This is a genomic window from Streptomyces sparsus (assembly GCF_054776295.1).
This window is the reverse complement of record NZ_BAAHCA010000177.1, coordinates 1-7,219: the sequence shown is the minus strand read 5'-3', so window position 1 is coordinate 7,219 and position 7,219 is coordinate 1. Positions and strand designations below refer to the sequence as shown.

5 protein-coding genes are annotated in these 7,219 nt (G+C 71.3%); all 5 read right to left on the bottom strand.

Annotated elements, in window-relative coordinates; translation table 11 throughout:
• Window positions 1-81: 81 nt before the first annotated feature.
• A complete protein-coding gene (serA, locus tag ACYVE9_RS11260) occupies window positions 82-1,671 on the bottom strand; it encodes a phosphoglycerate dehydrogenase (protein ID WP_461027646.1) in 1,590 nt (529 codons plus the stop codon).
• Window positions 1,672-2,004: 333 nt separating this feature from the next.
• A complete protein-coding gene (gene ilvC, locus ACYVE9_RS11255; protein ID WP_461027645.1) occupies window positions 2,005-3,003 on the bottom strand; it encodes a ketol-acid reductoisomerase in 999 nt (332 codons plus the stop codon).
• A gap of 111 nt (window positions 3,004-3,114) precedes the next feature.
• Window positions 3,115-3,639 carry an acetolactate synthase small subunit gene (ilvN, locus tag ACYVE9_RS11250; protein ID WP_461027644.1) on the bottom strand — a complete coding sequence of 175 codons (525 nt, stop codon included), beginning with the start codon at window positions 3,637-3,639 and terminating at the stop codon, window positions 3,115-3,117.
• 20 nt (window positions 3,640-3,659) lie between these two features.
• Window positions 3,660-5,528, bottom strand: coding sequence for an acetolactate synthase large subunit (locus ACYVE9_RS11245; RefSeq protein WP_461027643.1), 1,869 nt, complete (start codon window positions 5,526-5,528; stop codon window positions 3,660-3,662).
• Window positions 5,529-5,864: 336 nt separating this feature from the next.
• On the bottom strand, window positions 5,865-7,219 hold a 1,355-nt coding region (locus ACYVE9_RS11240), incomplete at its 5' end, for a putative bifunctional diguanylate cyclase/phosphodiesterase (protein ID WP_461027642.1).

Here is a 7,219-nt window from a genome sequence, read left to right as displayed (position 1 = left end):
GAGCCGCCCCCGCGGGGCGGGGGCGGCTCGGGTGGTGCGTCGGGCGGCCCGGAGTGCGGCGGACCGGACTCCGGGGCCTGCTCAGTCCGTCAGGTTGACGGCGCGGGCGGAGTGCGCGCCGATCTCCTCGGCGATCTCGGTGAGCACCGCCGGCGGGATGGTGTCGTCGACGGTCAGGGCGACGAGGGCCTCGCCGCCCTCCTCCGCACGGGAGACCTGCATACCGGCGATGTTGACGCCGGCCTCACCCAGGACCCGGCCGACCGTGCCGACCACGCCGGGGCGGTCGGCGTAGCGCAGGAACGCCATGTGGTCGGCGAGGTTCAGCTCCACGTCGTGCTCGCCCACGGCGACGATCTTCTGCAGGTGCTTCGGGCCGGCCAGCGTGCCGGACACCGAGACCTCCTCGCCGCCGCTCAGCGTGCCGCGCACCGTGACCAGGTTGCGGTGGTCGGGCGAGTCGCTGGACGTGGTGAGGCGGACCTCCACGCCGCGCTCCTGCGCGAAGAGCGGGGCGTTGACGTAGGAGACCGTATCGTCGACGACGTCCTCGAACACGCCCTTGAGCGCGGAGAGTTCCAGCACCTTGACGTCGTGCTGGGTGATCTCGCCGTACACCTCGACGTCCAGCCGGACGGCGACCTCGCCGGCGAGCGCGGTGAAGATGCGGCCCAGCCGCTCGGCGAGCGGCAGGCCCGGGCGGACGTCCTCGGCGATGACGCCGCCCTGGACGTTGACCGCGTCCGGCACCAGTTCACCGGCGAGCGCCAGGCGCACCGAGCGGGCGACCGAGACGCCGGCCTTCTCCTGCGCCTCGCCGGTGGAGGCGCCCAGGTGCGGCGTGGCCACGACCTGGTCGAACTCGAACAGCGGGGAGTCGGTGCAGGGCTCGCTGGAGTACACGTCGAGGCCCGCGCCGGCGACCCGGCCCTCCTTGAGCGCGGTGGCGAGCGCCGCCTCGTCGACGATGCCGCCGCGGGCGGCGTTGATGATCCGCACCGACGGCTTGACCTTGTGCAGTGCCTCGTCGCCGATCAGGCCGAGCGTCTCCGGGGTCTTCGGCAGGTGCACGGTGATGAAGTCCGAGACCTCCAGCAGCTCGTCGAGGCTGAGCAGCTTGACGCCCATCTGCGCGGCCCGGGCGGGCTGCACGTACGGGTCGAAGGCGACGATCTTCATGCCGAAGGCCGACATGCGCTGGGCGACCAGCACACCGATCCGGCCCAGGCCCACCACGCCGAGCGTCTTCTCCGACAGCTCGACGCCGGTGTACTTGCTGCGCTTCCACTCGCCCTGCTTGAGCGCGGTGTTGGCCTGCGGGATGTTGCGCGCGGTGGCCACGATCAGACCGCAGGCCAGCTCGGCCGCGGTGACGATGTTGGAGGTGGGGGCGTTGACGACCATCACGCCGGCCTTGGTGGCGGCGGACACGTCGACGTTGTCCAGGCCGACACCGGCGCGGGCGACGACCCGCAGCCGGCGGGCGGCGGCGATGGCCTCGGCGTCGACCTTGGTGGCGCTGCGGATCAGGATGGCGTCGACGTCGGCGATCGCGGCGAGCAGTTCGCTCCGGTCGGCTCCGTTGCACTGCCGGATCTCGAAGTCGGGGCCGAGTGCGTCGATCGTGGCCGGGGAGAGCTCCTCGGCAATGAGTACTACGGGCTTGCTCACTTCGGTCTCAGTCCTCACTGGTTCCGGTGCGGACGGCCGCGTCCCGACGGCCGAAGGCTGTGGAGGTTGGCAGCCGCGTGGAGACGCACGACGCTGTGAGCCTGTGACGCGCTTGTGGTCGGCAGTCTATCGGCGCGGAGCCGGGACACCGGGCACTTCCCGGCAAGGATCACTCGTGCGTGGAGCACCGCGGGCGCAGGGGCGCATCCCGGGGCACGGGACCGTCGGGTCCCGTGCCCCAGGAGGCGCTGCCGGCCCCTGGGCACGCGGGTGGAGGGGTCCGCGGGCGGGTGGACGGGGCCCTGTTCGGGCCCCGTCCGCCGCGTCCGGACCTCAGGCCTCGTCGTCGACCCAGCTCATGAGCTTGCGCAGCTCACGTCCGGTGCTCTCGAGCAGGCTGTCGCTGTCCGTCTTCTTGTACTCGTTGTACTTGGGCAGGCCGGCGTTGTACTCGGCCATCCAGTTCTTGGCGAAGGTGCCGTCCTGGATCTCGGTCAGGACCTTCTTCATCTCGACCTTGGTCTGGTCGTTGATGATGCGCGGGCCGGTGACGTAGTCGCCCCACTCGGCGGTCTCGGAGACCGACCAGCGCATCTTGTCCAGGCCGCCCTCGTACATCAGGTCGACGATGAGCTTCAGCTCGTGCAGGCACTCGAAGTAGGCGATCTCCGGCTGGTAGCCCGCCTCGACGAGGGTCTCGAAGCCGGCCTTCACCAGTGCCGAGGCGCCGCCGCAGAGCACGGCCTGCTCACCGAAGAGGTCGGTCTCGGTCTCCTCGGTGAAGGTGGTCTTGATGACGCCGGCGCGGGTGCCGCCGATGCCCTTGGCGTACGACAGGGCCAGTTCGAACCCCTTGCCGGTGGCGTCCTGCTCGACGGCCGCGATGCACGGCACGCCGCGGCCCTCCTCGAACTGCCGGCGGACGAGGTGGCCGGGGCCCTTGGGGGCGACCATGCAGACGTCGACACCGGCCGGCGGCTGGATGAAGCCGAAGCGGATGTTGAAGCCGTGGCCGAAGAACAGCGCGTCGCCGTCCTTGAGGTGGGCCTTGACGGACTCCTCGTAGACCTTGGCCTGGATCGGGTCCGGCACCAGGACCATGATGACGTCGGCCTCGGCGGCGGCCTCAGCGGGCGTCACCACGCGCAGGCCCTGCTCCTCGGCCTTCGCCTTGGACTTGGACCCCTCGTGCAGGCCCACCCGGACGTCGACACCCGAGTCGCGCAGCGACAGCGCGTGGGCGTGGCCCTGGCTGCCGTAGCCGAGGACCGCCACCTTGCGGCCCTGGATGATGGACAGGTCGGCGTCGGCGTCGTAGAACAGCTCGGCCACTTCGGATATCTCCTTGTCGGGGTGGGGCGGGGTTCGGGAACGGCGGGACCCGCTCGGGTTCACCGTATGCCGGTCGGCGGGGAGTCGCCGGGGAGGGAGCCTTGCGTCTCGCTATGCGGTCCGGTCGAGCGCGCGCAGTGACCGGTCGGTGATGGACCGCGCGCCCCGTCCGATGGCGATCGTGCCGGACTGCACGAGTTCCTTGATGCCGAAGGGTTCCAGCATCTTGAGCATCGCTTCGAGCTTGTCGGCGCTGCCGGTCGCCTCGATGGTGACGGCCTCCGGGGCGACGTCGACCGTCTTGGCCCGGAACAGCTGGACGATCTCGACGATCTTGGAACGGGACTCGTTGTCGGCGCGGACTTTCACCAGAACGAGTTCACGCTGAACGGCCGCGCCGGATTCCAGCTCGACGATCTTCAGCACGTTGACGAGCTTGTTGAGCTGCTTGGTGACCTGCTCCAGCGGCAACTCCTCGACGGCCACCACGATGGTGATGCGCGAGACGTCGGGGTGCTCGGTGGTACCGACCGCGAGCGAGTCGATGTTGAACCCCCGCCGGGAGAACAGCGCGGTGATCCTGGCCAGGACGCCCGGCTTGTTCTCCACCAGGACGGAGAGCGTGTGCTTGGACATGGTGAACTCTCTCGCTGTCGTCAGTCGTCGCTGTCGCCGAAGTCGGGACGGACGCCGCGCGCCGCCATGACCTCGTCGTTGGAGGTGCCGGCCGCGACCATGGGCCAGACCATGGCGTCCTCGTGCACGATGAAGTCCACGACCACCGGCCGGTCGTTGATGGAGTTGGCCTTCTCGATCACCGCGTCCAGCTCCGCCGGGTCCTCGCAGCGGATGCCGACGCAGCCCATCGCCTCGGCCAGCTTCACGAAGTCCGGGACGCGCGTGCCGGCGGACGGCTGCTTGCCGTCGGCGCCCGGACCGCTGTGCAGCACGGTGTTGGAGTAGCGCTGGTTGTAGAACAGGGTCTGCCACTGGCGGACCATGCCCAGGGCGCCGTTGTTGATGATGGCGACCTTGATCGGGATGTTGTTGAGCGCCGCGGTGGCCAGTTCCTGGTTGGTCATCTGGAAGCAGCCGTCACCGTCGATCGCCCAGACGGTGCGGTCGGGGGCGCCGGCCTTGGCGCCGAGCGCCGCCGGGACGGCGTAGCCCATGGTGCCCAGGCCACCGGAGTTGAGCCAGGTCGCGGGCTGCTCGTACTTCACGAAGTGCGCGGCCCACATCTGGTGCTGGCCGACCCCGGCCGCGAAGATCGTGCCCTGCGGGGCCAGTTGGCCGATGCGCTCGATGACCTGCTGCGGGGCGAGCGAGCCGTCGTCGGGTGCGTCGTAGCCCAGCGGGTAGGTGTCCCGCCAGCGGCTGAGCTGCTGCCACCACTCGGCGTAGCCGCCGCGGGCGGCCTCCCCGTGCGTGCCGGCCTCCCAGTCGGCCTGGACGGCGACGACCAGGTCGGCGATCACCTCGCGGGCGTCACCGACGATCGGCACGTCCGCGATCCGGTTCTTGCCGATCTCGGCCGGGTCGATGTCGGCGTGCACGATCTTGGCGAACGGGGCGAAGGAGTCCAGCTTGCCGGTGACGCGGTCGTCGAAGCGGGCGCCCAGCGCGATGATCAGGTCGGACTTCTGGAGCGCGGTGACCGCGGAGACCGCACCGTGCATGCCGGGCATGCCGACGTGCAGCGGGTGGCTGTCGGGGAACGCGCCCAGCGCCATCAGTGTGGTGGTGACGGGCGCGTTGGTCAGCTCGGCGAGCACCTTCAGCTCGGCCGTCGCCTGCGCCTTGAGCACGCCGCCGCCGACGTACAGCACCGGGCGGCGGGCCTCGCCGATCAGCTTGGCGGCTTCCTTGATCTGCTTGGCGTGCGGCTTGGTGACCGGACGGTAGCCGGGCAGGTCGTGGGTCGGCGGCCACTGGAAGGTGGTCTGCGCCTGGAGCGCGTCCTTGGCGATGTCCACCAGGACCGGGCCGGGGCGGCCGGTGGAGGCGATGTGGAACGCCTCGGCGATGGTCCGCGGAATGTCGGCCGGGTCGGTGACCAGGAAGTTGTGCTTGGTGATCGGCATGGTGATGCCGCAGATGTCGGCTTCCTGGAACGCGTCGGTGCCGATGGCCTTGGAGGCCACCTGCCCGGTGATGGCGACCAGCGGCACCGAGTCCATGTGCGCGTCGGCGATCGGGGTGACGAGGTTGGTGGCGCCGGGCCCGGAGGTGGCCATGCAGACGCCGACCTTGCCGGTCGCCTGGGCGTAGCCGGTGGCCGCGTGCCCGGCGCCCTGCTCGTGGCGGACGAGGACGTGCCGGACCTTGGCGGAGTCCATCATCGGGTCGTACGCGGGCAGGATGGCGCCGCCCGGGATGCCGAACACGGTGTCGGCGCCGACTTCCTCGAGAGAACGGATGAGGGATTGCGCGCCCGTCACGTGCTCGACGGTGGCGGACTGCTGCTGTCCGCCGTTTCGGGCCCGCGGCTGCGGACGGGGGGCCCCGGTGGCCTGCTCGGTCATCGGCTTTCTCTTCTCGACTGAGGTGAGGGTGTTGTCGCTCGGGTCGTGCCGGTCGCGTGTCGCACGGTGCCGGGAGGCTGCTCGACGGTCGCTCGGCCCACTCGGTCAACGATGGGACGGAACTCGCGACGGCACTGTGCGAGCGGTTTTGGGCGGTCTGGGCGGGTTGGGCGGTGGCGCTGGTGCAACAAAAAACCCCTCGTGCCGTGAGGCAGGCGAGGGGAGCGCGTCGCTGTGGTGTCCGGGGTGGTGCACTCCGGGTCAGCCGACGCGCTGTCCAAGTACGAGAATTCGGGTGCGCATGGCACTGACCTTCCTCCCGTCGCCCACAAAGTGTCAAGTGGGTGGGACGGACGTCTCACTATGTGACCGCAACGGCGGGTGGGTGACCGGATCGGGACCGGCCGCGCCACCCCTTCTGACCGGTAGTGATCCGGCCACGACCACCGAACGTCCGCCGCGCGACGGCCCGGTCGGGGTGGTCTCCGGCACCGGATAACCGCCGCCGGCGAGCGCCCGCCGCAGCCGGTGCTCGTCCAGCGGCCCGGTGAACGCCATGCCCTGGCCGTGGGTGCAGCCGAGCGCGCGCAGCACGCTCACCTGCTCCGGCCGGTCCACCCCGTCCGCGACCGACGACATGCCCAGATCACCCGCGATGCGCAGCAGCCCGGCGGTGATCTTGCGCAGCCGGGGGGACTCCACGAGCCCCTCCACCAGGGGCCGGTCGAGCCGCAGGACGTCCACCGGGAGCCGCCGCAGGGCCGCCACGGCGCCGTAGCCGCTGCCGAAGCCGTCCAGCGCCACCTGGGCGCCCAACCGGCGCAGGGCCGCCAGGCGGCGCTCCAACTCGTCCAGCGGAATGGCCGGGTCGTGGTCGCAGACCTCCACCACCAGGCCGCCGGCGGGCAGCCCGTGCCGGGTGAGCAGCGCCTCGACCGTGCTCTTCGCCATCGAGCGGTCGATGACCCGGCGCGCCGACATCCGCACGTACACCGGCGCGGTGAAGCCGGCGCGGTGCCGCTCGGCGGCCTGGGCGACGGCCTCCTCCAGCAGCCAGCGGCCGACCTCCGGGCCCCGCCCCGCGGTACCCCGGCCGGCCGGCGCCTCGCCGTGCAGGAACTCGGCCGGGGTGAACAGCATGCCCTGTGCGGAGCGCCAGCGGGCCTGGGCGGCGACCGCGGTGACCTGGCCGCCGGCCAGCTCCACCACGGGCTGGTGCAACAGGGCGAACTCGCCGTCCTGGAGTGCGCTGTGCAGCCGGGTGACCAGTTCGGACCGGCGCACCATCTCGGCCTGGAGTTGCGGCGCGTAGAGCTCGACCCGGCCCTTGCCGGCCTGCTTCGCGCGGTACATGGCCAGGTCGGCGTTGCGCATCAGGGCGGCCGGTGAGATGCCCGGCTCGGCGAACGCCACACCGATGGAGGCGGCGACCCGCACCTCGGAGCGCCCCTCCAGGCGGTAGGGCTCGGAGAGCCGCTGGCGCAGCCGGTCGGCGATCTCCAGTACCCGCACCTCACGCTCGGCCCGGCCGCCGGTGCCGTCGCCGAGGATGAGGGCGGCGAACTCGTCGCCGCCGAGCCGGGCCGCGGTGTCGCCGGCCCGCACGGAGTCCAGCAGCCGCCGGCCGGCCTGGACGAGCAGCTCGTCGCCGGCCTGGTGGCAGATGGTGTCGTTGAGGGCCTTGAAGCCGT

Excerpts from the sequence above, each read along its gene's own strand:
- ilvN (WP_461027644.1), bottom strand. The coding sequence starts at position 3,639 with ATGTCCAAGCACACGCTCTCCGTCCTGGTGGAGAACAAGCCGGGCGTC.
- ACYVE9_RS11245 (WP_461027643.1), bottom strand. The coding sequence starts at position 5,528 with ATGACCGAGCAGGCCACCGGGGCCCCCCGTCCGCAGCCGCGGGCCCGA.